This window comes from Paenibacillus sp. DS2015 (genome assembly GCF_050433705.1).
Classification (GTDB): Bacteria; Bacillota; Bacilli; order Paenibacillales; family Paenibacillaceae; genus Paenibacillus_AQ.
Genome location: NZ_JBNPWS010000001.1, coordinates 222,080 through 246,409 on the forward strand (window position 1 = coordinate 222,080; position 24,330 = coordinate 246,409).

The window sequence follows — 24,330 nt, forward strand, 5'->3', positions numbered from 1 at the left end:
TCCTCCTTTGAAATAACCATCAATACTACATAGTTTAACATTGATAGGCACAGAACAAAAGAGTTATATAGATTGAAATATAGTTTGCGTCTTTAAAAGTTCAATAGATTATTAAGAAATCAAGAATATGAGCGTTTGTCTCAAATTTGATTTATTCAATTTATGTAAATGTTGTTATACACTATGATCAGAATTAAAAAAGCACACCACCTCGGTAAATTCCGAAGATGATATGCTTTATAATAATAAATGACATAAAACCCGCTATGCCGTCCGACTAAATTGTCTTCTGAACCTGCATTAGCAGGTGGGTGATCGCAGAAGTGTTCTTGAAGTCCCCACGTCATATAGACAGGGCGTTTCAGCGACGCTCCTTATAAATCTCCCTAGACATCATCATTGGTTCAAAATAACGACTAACCGAAACGAACACCGCAGGAATTGTTTTTATTATAATACTTAAAGCTACAAAAGTAAACTCCTAATGAATAGGTTTTCATTTACCATTTTATTTAATTTTTTCCATATGACTATTTCTGCTCGATGCCCACTTCAACTACTTTTTCATCTAGCGCAGCTTGCTTCTCCTCTTCCAACAGCTTTAAGCGTTCCGCTTGATCCTGCATCTTAAGGAATGACCCATAGAAATTAAAGAAAGACCAGAGTGCTATTAAGCTGACAATGAAGAAAAATACTAAGGCCGGATAACTAAATCCAATATAAAGTAATAGTCCACTTCCAAGCACTGTAGCAATCATCCGGAATGGACGAATGAGAGTCAGAAGAATAGCATTCTTAATAATCAATAATATTCCCATATGATAATGAACAACCATCGAGAAGAAATTAAACATCGACACAAATAAAATAATTAGCAACAACAACATAACTCCACCAACAAGCTGCAGGTTCTTGAATTCAGTCATATACACTTTGTAATCGACCCACATAATTATGAATAAGAGTGTGTAGAAAATACCCCCGACCATGCTTTGTTTATAATTATCTCTGTAACCTCTAAAGAATGTTTTGAAAACCGGAACATCTGAATCTCCCATTACCCATTTGCGAACAACTGCAAATAGAGCTGAGATCGCAGGAAATAATGTAAACGGTGCTAGAATTCCCATCGTCCAGTTGATAATTAGATGGTCATTGGCATTAGCTTCCACATTAATTAACATTATTTTCATAAATAAAGCAACCAAGAATGGCGAGGAAAATAATAGCCATAGAATATTAGAATATGCAATTCGTGTAATCCACTCTGTTATTCGATAAATGCCTCCCATTGTCCCTTTAAATTCCAAAAGTTCTCCCCCTCTGTCTTTACTTTTATGTTTACTCATAATAATATACCGTATTTACAGCACACAAAGCCAGCATCTAATTGGATTCGATTCAACTAGTAACACAGTAACCGAACATTTGACTATTTCAAAGGAGATATTTCACAGCTCCAAACGAACAGTAGTAGCTAAATCTTCATTTCCCTTAACGCTCTATAGCAAAAAAGAAGACGAATTAAAATACAGTTCGTCTTCTTTCATTATATATGACACTGATTTAGTTATCGTAAGTGCTGTCAGGGCGTTTCGCAGGACGAGTGCTGCTTGCACTGCTGCTACTAGGACGTGGTTTTGGACGACTAGAAGAACTAGAACTTGAACCAGCTCCACCATCTTTACTGTAGCTGCTCTTGTTACCACCATATCCACCACGATTGCTACTACCAGTAGAGCTATCACGGTTTCCGCGATATCCACCACTACCACTACCACCAGTAGATCCGCTACGGGAACCATAGCTACCACTGCCAGATGGTTTACGTCCACTACGAATATCCGGCTTGCGGCGTTTTGCACGCATTGGATCTTCTGGAGTCAGTTGGATTTCAGAATCCTTCTTCTCTCCTGTAAGTAGCTTCATCGCTGCAGTCAACAGTTGAACAGAGTCATACTGTTCCAACAATTGAATAGCGATACCTTTGTATTCATTCAATTCGCCACTTTCAACGGTTTCAAGCAATCTTTCAGCTGTGATACGTTGTTTACCTTCAATCGCTTCAGCCATTGTTGGAAGAGCCTTACGAGTAATCTTGTGACGAGTAACACGTTCGATAAAGTGGAAATGATCCATTTCACGAGGCGTTACGAAAGACCATGCTGTACCTTCTTTACCAGCACGACCTGTACGACCAATACGGTGTACATAACTTTCTGGGTCTTGAGGTAAATCAAAGTTAATTACATGTGTTACACCAGAAACATCAAGCCCACGTGCAGCAACGTCTGTTGCTACCAATACATCAATACTTCCATCACGGAATTTACGCATTACAGCATCACGTTGGTTCTGTGACAAATCTCCATGAAGACCGTCTGCTGAATATCCACGTTTTTGTAACGCTTCAGATAATTCATCTACCCGACGTTTTGTACGTCCAAAAACGATAGCAAGATCAGGAGACTCCATATCGATTAAGCGACTAAGCGCTTCGAATTTTTGGCGTTCAGGAACTTCGATATAAGCTTGATCAATAAGCGGTGCACTTATGTGCTTAGGAATAACAGATATATGTTCAGGATTGTTCAAGAATTGTTGAGCAAGCTTCTGAATGTTGGCTGGCATTGTAGCGGAGAAAAGCATCGTTTGGCGTTCTGCTGGAACCAATTTCAAGATGGATTGGATATCATCCATGAAACCCATATCTAGCATTTCATCTGCTTCATCTAGTACAACAGTTTGAACATCATTCAAACGAATGGTTTTACGGTTAATATGGTCAAGTAGACGACCTGGCGTACCAATGATAATCTGAGGTTTGTTCTTTAGGGAACGGATTTGACGACTAATGTCTTGTCCTCCGTAAATAGCTAATGAGCGAATGCCTTTAAAGCGGGCGATTTTGCCAATTTCCTCAGCTACCTGAATAGCAAGTTCACGAGTTGGCGTCATGATAAGAGCCATAATTCTTTCTTCTTCCTTGCTGATTTTGGAAATCAACGGAATACCGAATGCTGCTGTTTTACCTGTACCTGTTTGTGCTTGACCAATTAAATCTCTACCTGCCATTGCAATTGGAATGGCTTGATCTTGGATGGGCGTGGATTCTTCAAATCCTAGCTCCGTGATCGCTTGAAGAATTTTGGGCTCCAAGTCGAATTCTGCGAATGTTTTCAAATATATTCATACTCCTTCTATATAGTGGATTATCCCACATACTGTAATGTGGACATTCCACAATCTTGTCTGTATTCTTAAGTAGCGGTAAACATTATATAGGGTAGCCAATTATGCTAAAAATATTGCAATATGGACACTATAGCGTTTATCCGGATCGTGACAGCTTCCAGATGACTAATCGGTTATTATTCAGCCGAAATAATGCAAAAATAATACTATTGTACAACCCTACTCAAGAACATCTAACATATTATATCACAAAACAAGTTGAAATTACCAGCAAGTTACCAAACTTCAAAAATTCTTTATCTGACTTAAACTACTCATAAACAACAAGAGGTGAAGATTTAATGAAAAGCGCTTGGAATTGTTTTGGAATTATTCTAGGAGCCGTAGCTATTGCATGTGGTTTTAATTTATTTCTCATTCCACACCATCTGCTAAGTGGTGGCGTCTCTGGAATATCCATGTTAATCGGTTATTTTTCTGATTTCAGTGTGAGCCTGATGTACTTTGCTCTCAATTTACCTATTTTGATTCTAGGCTGGTTTAAACTTGGCAAAAGATTTATCGGCTACAGTATGTTATCTGTCATCATGACTACTTGGTTGATCACAGTCATCCCCGTGAAACTTATAGTCACTGATTTACTGTTAGCTTGCGTATTTGGAGGCGTTCTAGTCGGAATTGGTGTTGGAATTTCCTTCCGCGTAGGCGGATCGTCTGGTGGTTTTGATATTGTAGGTTCAATAATTACTAAGTATCGTGATTTCCCTGTAGGAAATGTGCTGGTTGGTATGAACGCAATCGTTGTCTTAGCCGTAGGATATTTATCAGATGATTGGAATATCGCTTTAGCTTCCATGGCATCCATATACATTAGTGGTAAAGTATTGGATCTCATACACATTAGTCATGTTAAGGTGACTGTCTTTATTGTTACTAGTAAAACAGAACAACTTCTAGTCCAATTACTCGAAATCCCTCGTGGTGTCACCAAAATCAAAACGGAAGGTGCTTTCTCACATGAGGAAAAGGACATGCTAATGACAGTTACAACAAGATATGACCTAGCCGAACTTAGGCGAATTATCAAGAATACAGACCCTCATGCCTTTGTCAATATTGTTGAAACGGTCGGTGTTATGGGTTCATTTCGCAAAAGATAATTTCCTATCTGACCGTGTAAATAATCACATAATTGTGATATATTAGTGGTGCGCGGTTCCTTACATCCGTTGCCAGTAGATACAGATTCCCTTTATTTCTCAAAGATTTTTCCGATTCACTGCTCAAGAATTTTTGATGGTAAAAATTCGAAGGAGGAAGGGTGATTTTTGTGGAAATGGAACCGGTAAAACTGTCTCAAATCGTCATGATGTGGTTTCCCGATATGATGCCCTTTCTGAAGCAAATTGAATTAAATTCTCTCATTATGCTTCGGGATGGCCTGAGTATTTTGGAAGCACAGGATGCCATGGAGATTATCCAATTCAGCATCTGCGAACATCAGAACTTAGCGCACCTGCAATAACAGGATTCACTAGAATTCCAATGCCGTCTTCTCTCTTCAATTAGAGGAAGGCGGCATTTTGCATCTATGTAGATTTAAAGTTAGTTCTTCAATTCTTTCTATTTATACAGGATTGTTTAATCTTCTCTTCTAGAGGTTAAAAGACCAAAGGAGATGACACCTAAAAGTGGTTACAAACCTGTATTTTTTGCCCATACAGGCTTCTATATAATCTTAGAGAGAGCACACTAAAGGGAGAGAGAATTCTATGAACATCTTATGGGTATTTATGCTGATGCTACTGGGAAATACAGAAGTTCCTCTGGATGGCACTAACCATGTGTCCACGATGGTCCAAACTTCGATTAACTCAGCTATCAACACTATGCAACAAGGCGAAGTGGTGGATGCCTCCAAACCACCTATGAAAGTCGATCCACAGTTAACTGCACCTAAAGTCAGGGGGATTTATGTCACTGCGCACAGCGCCGGTGGTTCTCGAATGACTGAATTACTTGATCTAATCGATTCAACCGATCTTAACTCTATGGTGATTGATCTCAAGGATGATTCGGGATACATAACGTATAAAACAGAGAATGCTGCACTTCAAAAGATAGGCCAATCCCAGCCATTCATAGGTGATATTCATTTATTAATGAAGCGTCTGCAAAAACATGATGTGTATCCCATTGCACGAATCGTGGTATTCAAGGATACCATCCTAGCTACCAAGCAACCCAAGCTTTCTTTTGTTAATAAAGATGGAAGCTTGTGGAAAAATGGAAATGGTGATGCATTTGTGAGCCCTTACAGCAAAGAGGTATGGGACTACAACCTTGAACTTGCTAAAGAGGCAGCTGCACTTGGATTCAAAGAAATACAGTTCGATTATGTTCGTTTCCCAGAAGGATTCGATACTCGAGCTGATACTTTAACCTATGTTAAGGATGATAAATCACGAGTAGACATCGTAGCTGAATTTGTACAGTATGCACGTAAAGAATTAGCTCCGCTCGGTGTTCGTGTATCTGTTGATATTTTTGGCTATGCGGCTTCCGTTCCAGCAGCTGAAGGAATCGGGCAAGATATGGTGAAAATATCCGAGAACGTAGATGTCATTGCACCTATGGTATATCCGAGTCATTACTCCACAGGATGGTTTGGAGCGAAAGACCCTGACAAAGAGCCATATGTAACGATCAAAGGTTCCATGGTGGATACTCATAAAAAGCTAGATCCACTGGGTGACCAAAAGCCTATTATTCGTCCTTGGATTCAGGATTTCACGGCTAGTTGGTTGGGGAGTGGTCATTACACCAAATATGGTAAGAAAGAAGTCGGAGAGCAAATTCGCGCTTTAAAAGATATGCAGGTAGATGAATTCCTTCTTTGGAACGCATCGAACCGTTATAGTAAAGGTGTTAATTACACACCTTAATTTAGATCAAGCCAAAGGCCCGGAGATCTCCGGGCCTTTGGCTTGTCCAGACTGCTGAAGAAGCTGTATAATGTAATACTTATGTTAAATATTAATCCTACTATGTAATTAAGAGGCGTAGACTATGAAACCAACCCAAACCCTTCAACAAAAAATGAAACAATTTTTCGTCATCCTGATTCCGATTCTCGTTACACAGATCACCTTATCTGCCATGACTTTTTTTGACACCAACATGTCTGGAAGATCCAGCTCCATTGACTTGGCGGCTGTTGCTATAGGCTCTAGCCTTTGGGTTCCTATTCAAGTGGGACTTAGCGGGATATTAATGGGAATTACCCCTATTATTTCGCAGTTAATCGGGAGTGGACAGAAGGAAAAAGTAGCCTATCACGTTATTCAAGCTTTATGGCTCTCTCTTCTTCTCGCACTCGGTGTCATTGCCTTGGGTGGAGCTCTTCTTCCGTCGATCCTACATAGCATGAAGTTGGAATCAGATGTACAGCACATTACCCACTACTTCTTAACTTGGCTATCCATTGGCATCATTCCTCTATTCGGGTATACCGTACTCCGTAGCTTAATCGATGCCCTTGGTCAGACACGCATTTCTATGACCATTACACTTATATCGCTACCGATTAACGTAGGACTTAACTATTTATTAATCTATGGTAACTTCGGATTCCCTAAACTTGGAGGCATCGGCGCTGGTGTAGCCTCTGGGATTACGTACTGGTGCATATTTATCATTGCATTATTATTCGTCCTTAAGCGTCAGCCTTTTGCTAGCTTGCGTATATTTCGCACCTTTCACAAACTCTCACCAAGAACTTGGAAAGAGCAGTTAAAGATCGGGGTCCCGATTGGATTTTCTATTTTTTTTGAGACTGCTGTCTTCGCTGCGGTGACACTTATGATGATCCAATTCGATACGGTCACTATAGCAGCTCATCAGGCAGCCATGAATTTTGCAACGACATTATATATGATTCCACTCAGTATTTGTACAACCCTAACCATCTTAGTAGGTTTTGAGAAAGGGGCTGGGCGGTTAAAAGATGCTCGGCAATATGCGATCCTTGGAATATGTACTGCAGTGATTCTTTCTCTTGTTACGGCACTGATCCTTATTGTTGCAAGTAAGCAGGTTGCAGGATTATATTCTCAGGAAAGCCATGTCATTGAGCTTATACAACATTTCTTAATTTACGCGATTTTTTTCCAAATATCCGATGCCGTTGCCACACCTACACAAGGCGCGCTACGTGGATACAAAGACGTAAACCCTGCTTTTATCATTACATTTATCTCGTATTGGGTTATAGGTCTTCCACTAGGGTATGTACTAGATAGAAATTCATTGCTTGGGGCTGACTCTTACTGGATCGGTCTGATTGTCGGACTAGCTATAGGTGCTACGTTACTCTTGTGGCGATTAATACGGGTGCAACGCCGTTTCCCACTCTAAATCTAAAATTAGCTTACTCGTACACAACAAAGAGGGTGTCCCTAGCCATTTTTATGGCTTGTAGGACACCCTCTTATTCATTAAAAGTATAACTATTGAGAAAGACGTGCAGCTAATTCGTACAAATCCATATTAAAGTCCTTTTTGCTATTGACCACTTTGTCGATATCCGTGAGCACTAGTTGTCCCTTGATCATACCACAAGCCTTATCGGATTCACCTGAAATAAGCATTCTAACAGCAAAATCACCAAGTTGGCTTGCAAGATTACGATCCGCTGGCGTTGGCGTTCCACCACGTTGAATATGACCGAGTACAGTAACACGTGGTTCCAATGTTGAACAACGTTCAACCAGGCCTTTGGCAACCTCTTCACCGTTACCTGCTCCCTCAGCTACAATCACGATACTATGACGTTTACCATGTGCGAAGTTCTGTTTCATTCTCTCCGCAATTTCATCCATATCGAATGGCACTTCTGGAACTAGGATCGTTTCGGCACCGGAAGCCAGACCCGCATATAGCGCGATATCTCCGCAATGTCTTCCCATTACTTCTACTATAGAAGAACGTTCATGAGATGACATCGTATCCCGCAGTTTGTTAATAGCATCAACAACAATACTTACAGCTGTATCAAAACCGATCGTAAAATCAGTATACGAAATATCATTATCAATCGTTCCTGGCAATGCCATCGTGTTGATCCCTAATTTACTCAATTTATTGGCTCCATGGTATGAACCATCTCCACCAATGACCACTAGTCCATCAATATCACGTTTACGAAGAATATCTGCCCCTTTTTGCTGACCTTCAGGCGTCATAAATTCTTTGCATCGTGCAGACTGTAGTACCGTTCCTCCACGCTGGATAATATCCCCTACACTACGTAGGTCCATTGAGAAAATATCATCATTCAGAAGACCCTGATATCCTCTTTGGACACCGAATACCTCTAAACCGTGAAATAAACCACTCCGTACAACAGCACGTACTGCTGCATTCATACCTTGAGAATCTCCGCCACTTGTTAGAACTGCAATTTTTTTAACTGTCATGATTTCTAACCTCCCATTTCTCTATCATTACTTATACAAATGCTTACGAATCCAGCGACTATTCATGAAGAAGAAAAGCCTAGTCAATGGACTCTTTCTCATCAACCGCTTAGAAACGGAACGTACTTCCAGTTGCTCACTGACTTTAGGATCTGATAAATAAATGGCCAGCAAACCTTCAATAATAAGACGATGAAATGAAGGTGAGGGAATGTTGGCAACATCCTTCCTAGCAGATTCAACAAAGAACTCAATCCGATCTAGCAGGGTCTCAGTGTCTTTATAGTAATTACAAAAATTCAGATCTCCACCCACCCTATCTTCTTCTTGATCGATAAGATAGTCCAGCATAATATGCAAGCAGCATACATGTGGAAAGTAAGAAGTATGAATTGTGGTAGCCGTTGTTTCTGTCAAATGAGGATCACTTGCAGATAGAAACAGCATGAAGACACCTACGGTAGATCCCGTGGCGGCAGCAAATTCATTCCACCCCAAATGTGGTGTACGATCACGGTGTATTGACCACCAATTCAGCAAGGCTTCTTCTCTAAGATCAGGATCTATATGCTTATATACCTGCAAATCTGTATATAGCCCTACTAAATCCTGTATGAAAGGTAGTGCTGTAGCATAACCTGGGAGAAGTCGAATGCAGCTATGGCAAGTCTCAACTAATTTAAGTAAGTAACCCCCATCATTCTGTTCTTGACGGAGTTCGTAATAATGTAACGGCAGTGCGTCGGGATTAATGGCATCAAGCATAGACTGATGTAAGAGTCTGAAATCTTCCGGGTTCCTAGAAGTGCTACGATCACAAAGATTATCCAGATAATCACTGATGGTCTGATATGCCACAATTAATCTTATTAATGTATGTCGATCTGGTAGCTCAATTGCAGCATACACAGCCCCACCTTGACAATGAAACTGTTTGGTTTCAATGCTATCCAGTGCCTGCTTTCTTAGCTCTAGGTCTGGGATTTCACCAGCTACCTTACGCCAGCCGTCCAGTTCCTTACGCACTTCCGGTAATATATGCTTATATACCCGATTCATTAAATTTAATGGATTGCGCGGAACTTGATATTGGCTCTTCTCATTATCGTTCAATGACGTTGCCTCCACATTGTTGTACATTATTCTTATCAAATCATTCTTATTATAGTATGTACCACGATTTTGCACAAATAAACAAAGTCACAAATTTATTCTAGCTAAAAATGTTGAAACGATGATGAAATCACACCTTCCCCATTTTCTTTATGATATACTATCGGTGTTTCACAACACATCAGCCTGAGGAGACTTATCATGTCATCAACTGAGCCGCTCTCTTGGAGACGGTTGTTTTCTTTTTTTGTACCCCTTGGAATTTCCGCTTCATTAGTAACAATATCCCATGTCATTATTAATGGGACGCTAGCTAGATCCGACTATCCAGAAATCGTCATTGCTAGCTATGCCATCGCAGGTAGTATGCTTACCATCACAGAGCGTCCATCGACTCTGCTGAGACAAACATGTTCAGCCGTGGTCAAAGATCGTAATTCTTTTCGCGCGCTTATGTATATCACCAAAATATTTTTGGCGTTTGTGTTGCTCATAGGCTTTATTATTGTATATACGCCTATTGGTTATGCTATTTTCAAATATTTATTTGGTGTAGATAGAGATTTGTTGCCAGCCGTTATTGATGTCTATCAAATTCTAATGTTCGTCAGTATATTCTCAGTTATCCGTAATATATACCAAGGAGTTATCATTACCAACAACCGAACGAAATGGTTAACCATTGGCATGGCCATTCGTTTAGCGGGTATGTATGCCTTATCCCTATACTTCATTCTATCTGATAATATTGCAAGTGGTCGAGTAGGCGCCATTATTTTTTTAGTAGGGATGGTAATCGAAGCCTCTATTAGTTTTTGGGAAGGTCGTAAGATTGTAGCCAAAATGCCAGAAAAGGCAGAACTTCCTCTAGTTGAAACTAAAGGTGACGTATTTCGATTCTATAAACCGTTGTTGCTATCCTCCTTTGTCGCCATGTTTATAGGACCTGTCATTAATATTATGCTAGGAAAAACAACAGGAATTGTGTTAGCAATTTCAGCTTTCGCCGTGGCTAGCAGTCTGATGCAACTCATGCTTAGTTTCTTCACATACATCCATCAGATCGTACTTAATTTCCATTCCATAAACGCTGTACTAGTTAGAAAGTTCGCGCTTACGATTGGATTCATTCCGTTTATTTTGCTGGTAAGTATTGCCTACACCCCACTAGGACTATGGGTATTGGAACATCTGATGAGTGTCAAAGGTGACCTTTTAACCGAGAGTTTACGCACGTTAAAAGCTTTTGTGCTCTATCCACTTGTTATGCCATGGCTTGACTATGGGAATGGGCTAATCTTATTAAGAGGTCAGACAAAGACGATGTTTCGATCCCAGACCGCTAATGCCATCTGTACCGTTCTTGTTCTGTTATTGCTCATTTTCTTGTTTCCGCAGTGGAACGGGATGGTAGGTGCCATTGCACAATCACTTGGACTTCTTGCGGAAGCGGTCATTGTATGGATTGTCATCCGTAGAAATTATCGAGAACCTTCTTTAATACAAAAATAACATTACTACAACTTATATTCCATTTTCCCCAAAGCCTGAATTCAGATCTTCCACTGAATTCGGGCTTTCGTCATTTCATTTGCATATCAAGGTAGATTATCGGTATAATGTTTATTATCTAGTATTAGTATCAAGTACTAAATTGGTTATATTAAAAATATCTTAGAGAACAGGGGGTATCTCCGTGCAGTTTGACCAATTGAGGGAACTCATCCTCGCGCGCCGCAGCGTTCGGAATTTCACCGACCAGGATGTGTCTTTAGAAGATGTGAAAGATATGATCGATTGCGCCCGGTATGCTCCTAGTGATACCAATTCTCAAACATGGGAATTCATTGCTGTCATGAATCGATCCAAGATTAAAGAAATTGAACAGATGACATGGGAAAGGCTCCATCATATGGCTAAGGTAGCCGAAGACAACGGACTCGCACGTGAAGCCAAGCTTTTGGTGAAGTCGTTCGGTCCGTATGCCACAGCATTTGCCGATGCACCCGTTCTGATTGTTTGTTTAGCTACCCCCTATACTTCGAAATTTCGCGAACGAATTTTTGACCCTATTGGGTTCGGAAGTGAGACGATATGGCATGAAGAGGGAATTAAGAGCTCAAGCTTAGCTATCCAAAATTTAATGCTCGCTGCTCATGCAAAGGGACTGGCAACCTGTCCTATGACGGGGCCAGTTCTTCTCGCTGAGAAGCAACTCCGAGATTATTTAGACATTCCTCGGGATCGTCAACTTAACATGGTCATTGCACTAGGTCACCCCAAGATTCAACCGAAAGCAATATCACGTAAAGATATCGATGAAATATTACGTATTGTAGAATAGAATGAATAAAGGCACTGCCGCTTACGAGTTTCCATAAGCGTTCAGTGCCTTTATTCATTCACATGAAGATAGCCCTCTATCCAAGTCTAGCCATCTCTTCATCACTAATTTCAAAATTCGTATATACATCTTGTACATCATCATTGTCTTCAAAAGCATCCATCATCTTTAATAGTTTCTCTGCATTCTCACCTTCAACGCCAACCATATTCTGCGGAATCCAACTTACCTCAGAACTACTAAATTCAAATTTCGCTGCTTCCATTGCACTCTTAACAGATTCGAACTCATGCGGATGTGTCAACACTTCGAAACTATCCTCATTCGTCACAATATCGTCTGCACCAGACTCAATGGACTGCATCATGAGGATATCTTCATCTAGATCAGCGAATTTCTCACGATCAATAATTAGTATCCCTTTCTGATCGAACATATAGGCAACACAACCGGACTCACCCATGTTACCCCCGCGCTTATTAAAAATGGATCTAACATCAGCCGCGGTACGATTACGATTATCGGTTAAACATTTAACCATGATCGCTACGCCACCTGGACCATAACCCTCGTAGTAAATCTCATCGTATTCCACATTTTCTCCATTGCCCGATGCTTTTTTGATTGCACGTTCAATGTTATCCACTGGCATGTTGATCTGACGAGCATTATGGATAGCTGTCTTTAGACCAAAATTGGCATCCGGATTCGGACCCCCTTTACGTGCCTGTACATAAATCTCACGACCAAGTTTTACAAACTTATTGTTCTTAGCTTGGTCTGCCTTACCTTTACGATCTTTAAACAACTTAAACTTTGCCATAGCGATAGCGCTCCCTATAAAAATGTATAATTCGTCCCAAACAGTGTATCATTTGTAGACACAAAAAAAAAGCAGAGCCCTATTAAGAAATAGAACTCTACGTTCATGCTACGCTACATTATATGCTCAAGATATATAAAGATTAACATGTCTTATAATTTTTGCACGTTTGCTGCTTGAGGACCACGGCTACCCTCTGTTGTTTCAAATTCAACCGCTTGACCTTCATCTAAAGTCCTGAAGCCTTCCCCTTGAATGGCAGAAAAGTGAACAAATACATCCTCGCCGCCTTCTACCTGAATAAAGCCATACCCTTTTTCCGCGTTGAACCATTTAACTGTACCTTTCAAATAAATAACCTCCTAAGAATTACCGCCAATGATGGCGCATACCCTAATTATATTCATGAATTTCCACATCACGACGCATCTTTTACATCTTTTCAATGTTTATATTTGCTTTTTCAAGGGTGTCTGCGTTATCATTTTACAAAAAGAGTAAACGGAGAAATGTGCAGATGATTAAAAAACATGAAATATACAAAAAAGACAACTGGAATATGATGACGGTAGAGGTTCAAGGAAAATATATCGTTCTTCGTGAAATATCTGATCAATGGGGAGAAGATACACATACGTTCCTCAGTCGTCCAGCTTTGATGCATTGGGCTAATAACCGCTTTCCCAAGGAAGAGTTCCAGAATAATGAAGAAGAATGGCACCAACTAATGGCTGCTTTTAAAGAGGTATAATGCACTATGGATTCTAGAGACATACTTATCTTTATTATCCTTTCTTTCATACTTGGAGTTGCTTTGATTTTGGCCAAAAACTCCGTCCCACCTGCTTTAAAACGCTGGATGGCACTTACCGCCGTCATTATGATTCTGATTGCCTTTTCCTTAATCATATTCAGCTTCCTAAGCATGGGTTCCTAAAGTTAATGAAACAAGGATAAATAATCTTTTTTTGGTAGGGCCATACTAAGTGTGAATGTATATGTAAAGGAGGTACCTCTTGTGCAATTAACCAAGATCGTATCGTTCATACTCACACTTAGTCTTTTTCCTATCTCGTCAACTTCACCTTCTTTAGCAGCCCAGAAACAGACCCTTCAGTCTTCATCTCTAAATCATTTAAGGAGGATTCACATGGATCAAATTAAGAAACGTTCAGAAGTAGCTGTTGAGAATCAATGGAACTTACAAGATATGTTCACTAATCAAGCCGCTTGGGATCAAACCTATAACGAGGTTCAGAAAAAAACTAAAAAGGCAGACGATTTCCAGGGTACTTTAGATTCTGTTCAAGCCGTCAAAGCATGTTTCGAATTAGAAGACGAATTATCTCACCATATTGAACGTCTTTTCGTTTATGCTCACATGCATCATGATGAAGACACCACGGACCCTACATATCAAGCACTCACCCAAAAGGCCAAGAAATTAAGTGTTGAAGTCAGTGAAGCCCTCTCTTTCATCACACCTGAAATTCTATCTCTACCCGATGATAAACTTGACACCTTCATCGCTGATCCAGCACTAGCCGATTATAAATTTACCTTACAGGAAATGAAACGTGAGAAAGCTCATGTTCTGACTAAGACAGAAGAAGCGTTGCTAGCACAGGTCGGCAACTTATCCCAAGCGCCACAGACGATTTTTGGAATGCTTAATAATGCAGATATGAAATTCCCGAAAATTAAAGATGAGAATGGAAAAGAAGTTGAGCTTACCCATGGTAGCTATACTCAATATCTCGAAAGTCCTTATCGTGAAGTCCGGAGTCGTGCTTTTCATGCCGTATACGAAACTTATGCTAAGCAGAAGAACACGATTGCAGCCACTTTAAGTGCAAATGTAAACAAGAATATTTTCTATTCTCGTGTGCGTAAATATCCTTCTGTACTCGAGATGTCTCTCTATGGCGACAATATTGAGAAGGAAGTATACACGAACCTGATTGATACGATTCATGAAAGCTTACCTCTGATGCATCGCTATATGAAGTTACGAAAAAAACTACTAGGTGTCGATGAATTACACATGTATGATTTATTCGCGCCACTCGTAGATGAATACAAGATGGATATTACTTACGAAGAAGCAAAGAAAACCGTTAAAGCAGGCTTGAAACCGCTCGGTGAGAACTATCTTAATGCTCTACAAGAGGGTTACGACAAAGGTTGGATTGATGTGTATGAGAATGAAGGTAAACGTACAGGAGCCTATAGCTGGGGAGCTTACGGTACTCATCCCTATGTCCTTCTCAACCATAATGAAAACTTGAACAGTATGTTCACTTTGGCACATGAGATGGGCCACGCACTGCATTCCTATTATTCAGACAACAATCTGAAATACCGTGATGCGCAATACACCATTTTCTTAGCAGAAGTAGCATCGACTACCAATGAAGCATTACTTATGGATTACTTGCTCAAGAAATCAAAGGATCCTAAAGAAAAAATGTACCTTCTTACTTATTATGCAGATCAGTTCCGTACAACCGTATTCCGTCAAACGATGTTTGCTGAATTCGAGAAAATTATCCATGAGCAAGCGGAAAAAGGTGAATCTCTTACACCACAAGCTCTGTCAGACATTTACTATGATCTGAATCTGAAATATTATGGTAAAGACATGACTGTAGATAAAGATATTGCTATGGAATGGGCTCGTATTCCCCACTTCTACAACAGTTTCTACGTTTACAAATATGCGACAGGCTTCTCAGCAGCAACGAGCTTCTCTAAACAAATCTTGGAGGAAGGCCAACCTGCTGTTGATCGCTATCTCAACTTCCTGAAGAGTGGCGGTAGCGACTACTCTATTAATATACTGACCAAGGCTGGCGTTGACATGTCTTCACCACAGCCAATCCGTGAAGCGATGAGCGTATTCGGAGATTTAATTACACAAATGGAGCAATTGACGAAATAAACATGTGATTGTTATAAAATCCCTTGTCCAACTAGGTCAAGGGATTTTATAATATCATATAAGAAGGAGGTGCCCACATGAAAATGCAATGGTCATTAATAGCCGGATTATTATTCGCATTGTTGACTGCTATTTTTGCAGTAATCAATGTTAATTCTGTTGAAGTTAACCTTATGTTCAACGTCGTACATATTCCACTCATCGTTCTCATTCTAGGATGTACACTTATTGGTGGTATTATTGTTGGTTCTTATGGAATATTCAGGCAATATAGACTCCAAAAAGAAATAAAACGTCTAACTAAGCAGCTTGAACAATTGGAAGTCACACCCGATTACGTATACTCAAATATAGAAAAACCTAAGGAGGCAGAACCTTATGTCGATCCAACCGATCCAACCCGATGAACAATATCTACTAACGTTACTCCAGAAGCTACTTAATACTCCAAGCCCAACCGGCTTTACAAACGAAGTTATGAAGGTCGTGCAAGATGAGGCCACATCCCTTGGCGTGCCCCTCTCGTGGAATAACAAGGGTGGCGCCATCCTAAGTGTCGAAGGACATCAGAACAGCCGTACAGTTGCTTTGAGCGCCCATGTAGATACTTTAGGAGCTATGGTGCGAGCCATTAGACCCGACGGTACTCTTCGTCTTACGATAGTCGGTGGGTTCATGATGCAATCGATGGAGAATGAATACTGTATCATCCATACACGCAGAGGTCAGACATACACAGGTACCATTCTTACTACCCATCCATCTGTACATGTTTATAGCGATGCACGCGACTTCAAGCGTACAGAGGAGCATATGGAAGTCAGAATAGATGAACGTGTCGATACTGATGAAGACGTTAAGAAGCTTGGTATCTCTGTTGGCGACTTCATTTCATTTGATCCAAGAGTTGTCGTAACAGACAGTGGATATATTAAATCGCGTCATCTAGATGATAAAGCTAGTGTAGCCGCTCTGTTCGGGTTACTAGAATCCATGAAACGTGAAGGCTGGAAGCCTCAATATAATCTAAAACTCTTGATTTCAAATTATGAAGAAGTAGGTCATGGTGCCGCCTACATTCCTGACGATATTGAGGAATTGATTGCCGTCGATATGGGATGTATTGGCGACGATCTAAGTTGTAAGGAAACCGACGTATCTATTTGTGCCAAGGATTCTTCCGGTCCTTACGATTATGATATGACAAGTCGTCTTATAGCGCTGGCAGAGTCCCAAGGAATTCCTTATGCCGTCGATATTTATCCTCACTATGGCTCTGATGCCTCCGCTGCCCTTCGTGGCGGAAATAATATCCGTGCTGCATTAATTGGTCCCGGCGTTCATGCATCACATGCGATGGAGCGGACTCATAAGCAGGCAGTCTTCAACACAGCTAAGCTACTAGCTGCATATTTACAACAACCTTAAGCAGAATACGAAGGAAAAGAGCAGTTAGACTGTGGTAAGAATATCTTCAAAGATATTCACGAACAATGTTACTTAAAGACCAAAAAAGGGCACACCTTAGCCACCATGGCATGGGTGTGCCCTTTTTAATTTAATATAACTTAGAGTTTACAACAATCGGAGTGCTAGTATCCCTACTAATGATATGGCCATGCCTGTTACTTCTAATCTACTGAACTTTACTTTCACAAATACTCGCGTATATAGAAGAATCATGAGTACATTTATGGCAACTACGGCTGAGACCAGACTTGTAACACCGTACTTAAATGCACTAATGATTAATATCATTCCGAAGAAATTGGTTAGACCGATCAACATCCCCCATAAGAATGTCCGTTTCTCAGACCATCGATTTCCTTTCACTCGAACGACCTCAGAGCTCACTACCTTCTTGCTACTCTGCTTATTGGCGATAAACCACCATGATGCAAAAAAGAATGACCCAATGATAAACATAAAAGATAACGTTGGGAACAGTTCAGCTTCCAATTTAGTGGAATATTTACCTGCCATATCATTCATTCCAAAGAACAGCATAGCTAGCAATCCCCACTGAGCTCCTTGAAGGTTACCGATTCGCAGATCATTTGAATATCGTACTGTCAAAATACCAACAACGATGAGGACAAAAGCAAACAATTGCCCTATGGTTAATGTTTCTCCCCATAATAAATAGGCCAGAACCACAACCACCACTGGTGGAAGTCCTGTCAAAATAGCAATGAGTGATGACTTACCGACAGCGAATCCCTGAAACATACACGCGTTAGCTACACAGGAAAAAGTCCCCATAAGCAGGCCCGTTAGCGCACTTGTTGTCCATTCCTGACCAAATAAAAAACTAGCAAACACACTAGCGACAGCCCCTGTAAAAAATACCCCAAACAACATCAGATTTCGGTCTAATCCTTGCTGAGAAGACCAATGATAGAAAATACCCCGTAAACCGAAACAAATGGCTGAAAGGGCGGCGAGTAAAAGCCACATGATTGATTAAGCTCCTTCGTCTTGATGTCCATTTCTAATATGTATTTCATTGTTCACTATCATAATACCCTATTTCCAATCCACAAGCAGTGAATTAATCTATAGAGCTATCAAACTGCTAACATTCATGCTACGTCACTCCGCGCACTGGGACATTAAATAAATAAAGCGCAGTGCCTTGGAAGGGCACTGCGCTTTATTATCATCTATTAAGAAGAAGTTACGATTTACTCTCTTCAATCTTCTCAGCTAACTCATTCAGATATGTCCAACGACCCATCAAATGCTCAAGCTCCAACTGTGCCTCTTGTTGCTTCTGCATTAACTCTTGCAAGAGTGCAGAATCGTTAAAGGCTGCTTCCATTTTCAACGTAATATCTGCGATTTTCTGTTCACTTTTTTCAATCATTTGATCAATATTATCGTATTCTTGTTGCTCTTTGAAGCTGAATTTAACCTTCACCTGAGGTACGGATGAATCCTTCACTACCGGTGTGGCTTCTTTTACTTTAATCTCTGCTTTAGGGCTCTGCTGAGAAGCTGAATTTTCTTGAACACGCTCCGAACCTTTCGTCACATTACGCTTCATCCATTCCTCATATTCACTATAAGAACCAACATGAACTCTAAGATTTCCGTCCCCTTCAAAAGCAACGATCTTATCTACCGTACGATCCAAGAAATATCGATCATGTGAAACAGTAAAAACTACACCAGGAAAATCATCTAAATATTGTTCCAGTACAGCTAGTGTCTGGATATCCAAATCATTGGTAGGCTCATCCAGTAGAAGGACATTCGGTGCCGCCATTAGAACTTGAAGTAAGTATAAACGCCGCTTTTCTCCACCTGATAACTTAGAGATCGGTGACCATTGAAGTGTAGGTGGGAATAAGAAACGTTCTAACATTTGAGCGGCGGTAATCGTTCCACCATCAGCCGTCTTTATATTCTCGGCGACTTCCTTAATATATTCGATCACTCGCAATTTCTCATTCATCTCTTGATGTTCCTGCGTGAAATATCCTACTTTTACGGTAGAACCTAGCGTACTTTCTCCTCCACTCGGTTGAAGGTTCCCAGCTATGATATTTAATAATGTAGACTTCCCGCTCCCATTCGGACCGACAATACCCAATCGATCTTCCGGGACAGCAATATAACTGAAATCTTTAATAAGAATTTTGTCCTCTAAGCTATAGTTCAATTGATCAATTTCTAGAATTTTACGTCCCAAGCGGGTCGAACCCACCGATATATCCATAGCACCAGCACGTTGGATGCCTGGTTGATCCTTCAACTTCTCATAACGCTCAATCCGTGCCTTCTGTTTCGTTGATCTCGCCTTAGGACCACGGCGTACCCAAGCCAGCTCTGAACGCAATAGATTCTGACGCTTGTGTTCTGACGTAGCTTCTCTTTCTTCACGTTCTTCTTTTAATTCAAGGAATTTAGAATAGTTAGCTTCATACTTAAATAATCTTCCGTAATCCAACTCCAACATGACATTGGCTACGCGATCTAGAAAGTACCGATCATGGGTAATCATCAATAACGCTCCGCGGCGCTTCTGTAAATACTGCTCCAGCCAAGCCACTGAGTCATTATCTATATGGTTGGTTGGCTCATCAAGAATAAGCAACTCGCACGGTTGAATAAGTGCATTAGCCAAACCAACACGCTTACGTTGCCCACCGGAAAGTGTCCCCATAAGTGCGTCGAATTGCGTAATCCCAAGCTTGGAAAGGATAATCTTAGCTTCACTCTCCAACTGCCAAGCTTGCAATTCATCCAGTTCTTGATTCAACTCTAACATTCTTTCAACTAGCGTCATATCAGAAGGATTCAACTCAAGCAAGTCCATCGTCTGGATATAATCCCGTACCACTTTCATTTGTGGATCATTTCCTTGAAATACTTGCTGAAGTACTGTTAACTCAGGATCAAAATCAGGATTCTGTGCCAACATTCTCATCCGAACTGTATTTCCAATCGAGATTTGCCCTTCATCTGGCTTTTCTTGTCCAGCAATAATACGTAAGAAGGTTGATTTACCTGTTCCATTTACCCCGATGATCCCTACCTTGTCCTGATCTTCCATACCGAAAGAGGCATCTTGGAAAAGAACCTTTTCTCCATAAGTTTTGCTTATATGTTCAACAGTCATTATATTCATACCGTATATTCCCACTTCTCATATCTTATTTGGACAATTTATTTACAAACCCATCAGTATTGCAATAACTAGTGCTGCACATCCGCCCAGAATGGAGCTCCATATATTTACTGCATCATTATTCATTACATTCAAGCCTCGAATTTTTACTGTTGCTTGTCCACAGTGGTGTAACACTTCAACATCTTTCTCACAAACATGGCACTTATACATCACTTGTAACGACGCGCCTAATATCGAATCTGTGAAGGCTCCAACTAAACCTGCAATGAGCCCCACAAGTAACCATTTCAGAAGAGAAGGGTCTGGCGTTCCTGAACCGACTTCAAATAACCAAGCAAATCCCCCAATCATTGCCCCGCCCACAGCCGCTGCCATCGTGCCGAGTAGAGATACCCCACCAGACGTACCGGCAAGAAGCTTTCTACCATTCAGAACAGAACGAGGAGGTTTACGACTTAGACTACCCAATTCTGTAGCCCATGTATCCGCCGTAACCGTGGCCATGATGCCAATATACGCATATGCCCATCCTGAATGTGGCCATATCGCATTCGCAAGACACAACAACATACCCAGTCCACCGTTAGCTAGAACCTGTCCAGCGTCACGGCGACCTGTCTTGGCATAGGATTGTTCTAGTTCGGACTTATGACTTTGCTTGTATTTAGATAATACAGATCCGGAAACAAAAAATACAAGGAGTATGCCGAACCAGAATAGATGGCCTGCTGCAAAATAAATCGTTCCCATTACCGTAGCTGCTATTGCGCCCGATAGAGTAAGAGATTTCTTCCAGTAAGCTACCCCTGAGACAACTAGAGCACAGATGGCGCCGATGATCCACAACATCGATTAACCAACGACACAGCTACCTAGCTGCTGGTCCCCCCACAAAAGTTCGAACTCGTCACCCGAAGCTACAGGTCCAACACCCGCTGGCGTACCTGTAAAAATCAAATCTCCCTTGCCTAGTCCATAATGCAGTGCTATATAATCTACAATTTCCTGCAATGAAAATATCATATCACGAGTATTGCCTCGTTGGACTTCAGATTTATTGATCAACACGGTAAAGTCTTGATTTGCGATCTCCTCACTCCCAGGGAATGCAATATATGGGGAGAGTGGTGCTGAAGATTTGAACCCTTTAGCAGCTGTCCAAGGATGTCCCTTTTGTTTGATCGTACTCTGTACATCACGCAATGTAAAATCAATCCCTAACGCCATCACATCCACCAGCTCATTCACACGGTTTCCAGGTTCATAATCCCGTCCAATCAGGATCACGATTTCCCCCTCATAATGCACTTCTCCTTGATCCTTAGGTAGAGAAATCACGTGACCATCACAAGGAACTACCGCATGAGTAGGCTTCATGAAGATCATCGGTTCCTTAGGTACATCGTTCCCTAGTTCCAATGCATGTAACTTGTAGTTACGCCCAACACAGTATACATTTCGAATCAGTGAATTCATCGAAGTATCAGTCCTTTATTTTATTTATAGTTTATTGCCAAAAATATTTACGCGGCTTCATCGTTTTGTTCCATACATCTGGGCGGTTCGTACAGATCATAATCTCAGGATGGATCGATGCTATTCGCTTCATTCCCATTGCCTTATCGATTGTCCAGGCCATCACACTGATCCCTTTACTAACAAGGAGCGAAGCTAAACCTGAATCCAAATGAGAAGCTCCTATAGATAGATAGGAACAATCTAAATCCAATAGCTGCTTCACTAAATCAAGCGGTCTTCGATTGATAATCAGCCCCGTTCTAAAGGAGGGGTTGATTGCTTTCACTTTCCTCAAAGATTCGACTTCAAATGAAGTCAATACGACATCACTTTCCATCTTGTAGTAGGTAATCAAATCCATCACTGCTTGCTCTAGGCCAGGATACATGTTGCCCATTGTTTTCAGCTCAATATTTAAGTGGAGTCGTCCACAGGTCAGTTTCAGAACTTCATCCAGAGAAGGTATTCTCTCTCCTTCAAAAGCTTTCCCTTTCCATCGACCCGCGTCTAGTTGCTTAAGTATACTCCAAGTCTGATCCCTCACGTTCCCGCGTCCATTCGTTGTTCGCTCTAACGTAAAATCATGGATCACTACAGGTACACCATCTGATGAGAGCTGTACATCAATCTCTATCCACTGCACATAAGGCTCTTCCATCGCCAAAGTTATCGCAACTAATGTGTTCTCAGGAGCTTTTCCTGAGAACCCTCGGTGCGCTACACATGGGTTATTCATGGATTGTAACCCCCTATTCCGACTTCACCTTACCTTCTTTGTTAATGGTTACATTACCAACAGAGATATCTTGTACTTCTTTCATTAGTTTCTCGCCATCTGCAGCTAACATCGGTACAGGCTGACCAATTTCAGCATGAAAGGGAATTAGCTTCATTTCACATTTGCCTGTCTTCGTACAAGTCGTTTCAAATACAGCGGTTTTCCATGTAGCCTCTGTTGTGGATTTTGTAAATATGAAATTACCTGTGCTATATGCAATCCATTTACCTTTATATTGCTCAAGTCCCTGAAGAACATGGGGATGTCCCCCAATAACTAAATCTGCTCCAGCATCTACGAAACTATGCGCTAGTGTAGTCTGATGATCCTCAAGCACAGTAGCTTTCTCTTTGCCCCAATGGGCCATCACAATCACGATATCAGCGTTCTTGCGAGCTTCAGCAATTGAGCTTATCACCTGATCAGGATTATAAGCTTGAGCTACACCTGGCTTATCTTTACCTGCATACCAGCTTTCAACAGGTACGACCCGAGAAGCACTAACCAAAGCAATGTTCACCCCTTTACGAGTGAAATACTTAGGGGCATATGCCTCCGCTGCATTCTTACCAGCACCTGCGTACTCAACACCACTTTTATCAAGATATTCCAATGTATCTAATAGCCCTGATTCACCTTGATCGAGAATATGATTATTAGCTAAACTGACTGCATCAATGCCTGCTTGCTTGATCGCTTCAAGAGCCTCAGGTGATGACTTAAAGACAAATTGCTTATTCAGTGCACCTACTCCCATTGTTGTAACAGGGGTTTCCAGATTAGCAAAGGTCAGATCATCTTTCAGAAACATATCCCCCAAATGTTCAAAAGGGTATGAGTAGCCATTCTTCTTCAATTGATCCTCTACTTTACCTGAGAAGATCATGTCCCCTGCAAAATGAAACGTCAGCTTCTCATCTGATTCCACCTGGTCGTCAATATCTTCAACATCAATTACATCCGCTGGGAGTGTAGGGTTAACATCTTCAGATTCTTGTCTACTGCTCCGTGTATCAACAGGTTTCTGAGTAGGGGCATGCCCCTTTGATGGAACGGTATCCTTAGACTGTTCAACTTCTGGTTGTTGTTCTATCATAGTATCTGCTGAATCTTGCACTTTCTCATCTTCCAACCCTGCTGGTTCTTTGGATTCAGAAGGAACTTGAGTAGAACCGTCATCAGAACCCTTATTTGTTGTTAATGATGATGACACTGGTGAAGAAACAGAAGGGGATAAGTCCTTCTCTAGACTCATTAATAAAAGAATAATGGCAATCATCACGATGAGGCTTACATTTAACCATCCCCATACGCGTAATTTACGTTTCTGTCTGCCCTTCTTCTGGGCCTGGTTTTTTTGAGATCTTGGCGGGTACATATATACTCCTTCTTGGAACATGTTCATGACTCATACCTTTCATTATATCAGGTTCACATGAACAAAAAGAACCCCCCAGCGCAACTTGAGGAGTTCTTTACTAATTTTCTATACTTTAAGTCTCAGA

The 24,330-nt window shown here is 41.0% G+C and carries 22 protein-coding genes and 1 other RNA gene; 10 read left to right on the forward strand and 13 right to left on the reverse strand.

What is annotated here, in order from left to right; all coding sequences use genetic code 11:
* Window positions 1-254: 254 nt before the first annotated feature.
* From ssrS to J2T13_RS01235, 3 genes are all read right to left on the reverse strand, one after another.
* A non-coding RNA gene (gene ssrS, locus J2T13_RS01225) (6S RNA) lies at window positions 255-444 on the reverse strand.
* A gap of 86 nt (window positions 445-530) precedes the next feature.
* Window positions 531-1,310 carry a YesL family protein gene (locus tag J2T13_RS01230; protein ID WP_429367559.1) on the reverse strand — a complete coding sequence of 260 codons (780 nt, stop codon included), beginning with the start codon at window positions 1,308-1,310 and terminating at the stop codon, window positions 531-533.
* 256 nt (window positions 1,311-1,566) lie between these two features.
* Window positions 1,567-3,183 carry a DEAD/DEAH box helicase gene (locus J2T13_RS01235; protein ID WP_429367561.1) on the reverse strand — a complete coding sequence of 539 codons (1,617 nt, stop codon included), beginning with the start codon at window positions 3,181-3,183 and terminating at the stop codon, window positions 1,567-1,569.
* Between the two features lie 353 nt (window positions 3,184-3,536).
* Here J2T13_RS01235 and J2T13_RS01240 point away from each other — a divergent pair, with 353 nt between their 5' ends.
* The 4 genes from J2T13_RS01240 to J2T13_RS01255 all read left to right on the forward strand — a co-directional run bounded on the left by J2T13_RS01240 (window position 3,537) and on the right by J2T13_RS01255 (window position 7,611).
* Window positions 3,537-4,355 (forward strand): YitT family protein, encoded by an 819-nt coding sequence (locus J2T13_RS01240; protein WP_429367563.1) that lies wholly within the window; start codon window positions 3,537-3,539, stop codon window positions 4,353-4,355.
* Between the two features lie 176 nt (window positions 4,356-4,531).
* A complete protein-coding gene (locus J2T13_RS01245; RefSeq protein ID WP_429367564.1) occupies window positions 4,532-4,720 on the forward strand; it encodes a hypothetical protein in 189 nt (62 codons plus the stop codon).
* Window positions 4,721-4,967: 247 nt separating this feature from the next.
* Window positions 4,968-6,140, forward strand: coding sequence for a putative glycoside hydrolase (locus J2T13_RS01250; RefSeq protein WP_429367566.1), 1,173 nt, complete (start codon window positions 4,968-4,970; stop codon window positions 6,138-6,140).
* Window positions 6,141-6,264: 124 nt separating this feature from the next.
* On the forward strand, window positions 6,265-7,611 hold the full coding sequence (locus tag J2T13_RS01255; RefSeq protein ID WP_429367568.1) for an MATE family efflux transporter: 1,347 nt from the start codon (window positions 6,265-6,267) through the stop codon (window positions 7,609-7,611).
* A gap of 92 nt (window positions 7,612-7,703) precedes the next feature.
* Here the strand turns inward: J2T13_RS01255 and pfkA are convergent, their stop codons facing one another.
* Both pfkA and J2T13_RS01265 read right to left on the reverse strand, forming a co-directional pair.
* A complete protein-coding gene (gene pfkA, locus J2T13_RS01260) occupies window positions 7,704-8,675 on the reverse strand; it encodes a 6-phosphofructokinase (protein ID WP_429367789.1) in 972 nt (323 codons plus the stop codon).
* Between the two features lie 24 nt (window positions 8,676-8,699).
* Complete coding sequence (locus tag J2T13_RS01265; RefSeq protein WP_429367570.1) at window positions 8,700-9,812, reverse strand: tetraprenyl-beta-curcumene synthase family protein; 1,113 nt, start codon at window positions 9,810-9,812, stop codon at window positions 8,700-8,702.
* Window positions 9,813-9,986: 174 nt separating this feature from the next.
* On the opposite strand from J2T13_RS01265, the gene J2T13_RS01270 reads away from it, so the two are divergent.
* Window positions 9,987-11,297: a multi antimicrobial extrusion protein MatE gene (locus J2T13_RS01270; protein ID WP_429367571.1), complete on the forward strand. Its 1,311-nt coding sequence runs from the start codon at window positions 9,987-9,989 to the stop codon at window positions 11,295-11,297.
* A gap of 184 nt (window positions 11,298-11,481) precedes the next feature.
* A complete protein-coding gene (locus J2T13_RS01275; RefSeq protein ID WP_429367573.1) occupies window positions 11,482-12,129 on the forward strand; it encodes a nitroreductase family protein in 648 nt (215 codons plus the stop codon).
* 76 nt (window positions 12,130-12,205) lie between these two features.
* Here J2T13_RS01275 and J2T13_RS01280 read toward each other — a convergent pair whose 3' ends face one another.
* Together J2T13_RS01280 and J2T13_RS01285 are read right to left on the reverse strand one after the other, a co-directional pair.
* A complete protein-coding gene (locus tag J2T13_RS01280) occupies window positions 12,206-12,952 on the reverse strand; it encodes a YebC/PmpR family DNA-binding transcriptional regulator (protein ID WP_429367575.1) in 747 nt (248 codons plus the stop codon).
* Between the two features lie 152 nt (window positions 12,953-13,104).
* Window positions 13,105-13,302 carry a cold-shock protein gene (locus J2T13_RS01285; RefSeq protein WP_429367577.1) on the reverse strand — a complete coding sequence of 66 codons (198 nt, stop codon included), beginning with the start codon at window positions 13,300-13,302 and terminating at the stop codon, window positions 13,105-13,107.
* 167 nt (window positions 13,303-13,469) lie between these two features.
* Here J2T13_RS01285 and J2T13_RS01290 point away from each other — a divergent pair, with 167 nt between their 5' ends.
* From J2T13_RS01290 to J2T13_RS01305, 4 genes are all read left to right on the forward strand, one after another.
* Window positions 13,470-13,703, forward strand: coding sequence for a hypothetical protein (locus J2T13_RS01290; RefSeq protein WP_429367579.1), 234 nt, complete (start codon window positions 13,470-13,472; stop codon window positions 13,701-13,703).
* A gap of 399 nt (window positions 13,704-14,102) precedes the next feature.
* Window positions 14,103-15,893 carry an oligoendopeptidase F gene (pepF, locus tag J2T13_RS01295; RefSeq protein ID WP_429367580.1) on the forward strand — a complete coding sequence of 597 codons (1,791 nt, stop codon included), beginning with the start codon at window positions 14,103-14,105 and terminating at the stop codon, window positions 15,891-15,893.
* A 77-nt stretch (window positions 15,894-15,970) separates the two neighbouring features.
* Window positions 15,971-16,300: a LapA family protein gene (locus J2T13_RS01300; RefSeq protein ID WP_429367582.1), complete on the forward strand. Its 330-nt coding sequence runs from the start codon at window positions 15,971-15,973 to the stop codon at window positions 16,298-16,300.
* Window positions 16,272-17,321, forward strand: coding sequence for a M42 family metallopeptidase (locus J2T13_RS01305; RefSeq protein ID WP_429367584.1), 1,050 nt, complete (start codon window positions 16,272-16,274; stop codon window positions 17,319-17,321). Before J2T13_RS01300 ends, J2T13_RS01305 begins: the two co-directional genes overlap by 29 nt.
* A 147-nt stretch (window positions 17,322-17,468) precedes the next feature.
* Here the strand turns inward: J2T13_RS01305 and J2T13_RS01310 are convergent, their stop codons facing one another.
* From J2T13_RS01310 to J2T13_RS01335, 6 genes are all read right to left on the reverse strand, one after another.
* Complete coding sequence (locus J2T13_RS01310; protein WP_429367586.1) at window positions 17,469-18,350, reverse strand: EamA family transporter; 882 nt, start codon at window positions 18,348-18,350, stop codon at window positions 17,469-17,471.
* A 220-nt stretch (window positions 18,351-18,570) separates the two neighbouring features.
* Window positions 18,571-20,526: an ABC-F family ATP-binding cassette domain-containing protein gene (locus tag J2T13_RS01315; protein WP_429367587.1), complete on the reverse strand. Its 1,956-nt coding sequence runs from the start codon at window positions 20,524-20,526 to the stop codon at window positions 18,571-18,573.
* Between the two features lie 42 nt (window positions 20,527-20,568).
* Window positions 20,569-21,378 carry a DUF92 domain-containing protein gene (locus tag J2T13_RS01320; protein ID WP_429367589.1) on the reverse strand — a complete coding sequence of 270 codons (810 nt, stop codon included), beginning with the start codon at window positions 21,376-21,378 and terminating at the stop codon, window positions 20,569-20,571.
* Between the two features lie 3 nt (window positions 21,379-21,381).
* Window positions 21,382-22,005 (reverse strand): fumarylacetoacetate hydrolase family protein, encoded by a 624-nt coding sequence (locus J2T13_RS01325; protein WP_429367590.1) that lies wholly within the window; start codon window positions 22,003-22,005, stop codon window positions 21,382-21,384.
* A 31-nt stretch (window positions 22,006-22,036) separates the two neighbouring features.
* Window positions 22,037-22,783, reverse strand: a complete 747-nt coding sequence (locus J2T13_RS01330; protein WP_429367592.1) for a glycerophosphodiester phosphodiesterase — start codon at window positions 22,781-22,783, stop codon at window positions 22,037-22,039.
* 13 nt (window positions 22,784-22,796) lie between these two features.
* Entirely contained in the window at window positions 22,797-24,203 is a 1,407-nt protein-coding gene (locus J2T13_RS01335; RefSeq protein ID WP_429367594.1) for a CapA family protein, read from the reverse strand.
* Window positions 24,204-24,330: the final 127 nt, after the last annotated feature.